Annotated in this window: 1 protein-coding gene; it reads left to right on the top strand. The window is 46.3% G+C overall.

Annotated elements, in window-relative coordinates:
* The first annotated feature begins 93 nt into the window (after positions 1-93).
* Complete coding sequence (locus Q3A88_RS21830; protein ID WP_233991363.1) at positions 94-1191, top strand: ISAs1 family transposase; 1098 nt, start codon at positions 94-96, stop codon at positions 1189-1191.
* Positions 1192-1219 lie beyond the last annotated feature (28 nt).

Here is a 1219-nt window from a genome sequence, read left to right as displayed (position 1 = left end):
CAGGGTGGGATCTCACTTTACTTATTGAAATAGAGAACTTATTTCGATTTTATTGATCTGAGCTTTATCTCCACTAACACTCAGTGAAAGACAATGACTATCTTTAATTATATCAATGAAATACCCGACCCACGCTGCGAAACGAATAAAAAGCATGAATTGATGGACGTCATTTTCCTCACCTTTACCGCCGTGCTAAGCGGTGCATCGGGATGGAAAGCCATACAGCAATTCGGTGAGTGCCAACTCCCGTGGCTGAGACAGCATTCTCCTTTTGCTAATGGCATTCCAAAACGTCACTGTATCGCCAATATTATCAAGGCATTAGATAGCCAGTCCCTGATGTCGGCACTGTTAAGCTGGATTAATGAACGTCGCAGCAGTAATGGCAGAAAACAGATAGCGATTGACGGTAAAACGCTTCGCGGAACGGGCAACGGCTTTTTAGCGCAAGCTCTGCATGTCGTCAGCGCTTATGACATTGGCAATGGTATTGCGTTGTATCAACAACCTACTGAAAGCAAAGGTAAAGAAGGGCCGGTGGCACGCCAGCTTATTGAATGTCTGTCGCTGGAAAATGCTACCGTCACGCTGGATGCGCTTCATTGTCAGGTGGAGACATTGCGGCTTATCTGTCAGCGTAAAGGCGAGTTTATTGTCGGCATTAAAGGGAACCAAAAAAAGCTGTATGAATTTGTTAAACAGCGTTTTTCTTCATGTTATGCCGATGAAGGGCTGGCGACGCATACGGAAAATAATCAAGCGCATGGGCGGACAGAATATCGTCAGGTGATGCAGATAGAGGCGGATTTTCCTGAGGAGTTAAAACAACGCTGGCCGACAATTCGTACGTTAATAGAAGTGGTGAGTGAGCGTGGTGAACGGGGAAAGGTGGTACACAGAGAGTCGCGTTGGTATGTCAGTTCATTGGCGGTAGACGCACGGGTAGCGTCACAAATGATACGCGAGCATTGGTGCATAGAAAATCAACTGCATTGGGTATTGGATGTGGTTTTCAGAGAAGATGAGATGAACCTGAAAGACGCGGAAGGGGCAGCGCATATGGCGCTGTTCAATCGAGTGGCATTGAGTGTCCTGAAACAGCATGAAGGAAAAAAAGATAGCATAGCGGGCAAACGACAATGTGCCGGATGGTCAGGAGATTTTCGTAGCGAGGTTATCTTTGGTTAATTCATCAACAAAGTAGAATCCCGCCCTG

The sequence above is a fragment of the Pectobacterium sp. HCp5_1 genome (assembly GCF_032905925.1).
Taxonomy (GTDB): domain Bacteria; phylum Pseudomonadota; class Gammaproteobacteria; order Enterobacterales; family Enterobacteriaceae; genus Pectobacterium; species Pectobacterium brasiliense_A.
The sequence above is the reverse complement of the archived record's forward strand: the minus strand, read 5'-3'. Positions and strand labels throughout refer to the sequence as shown.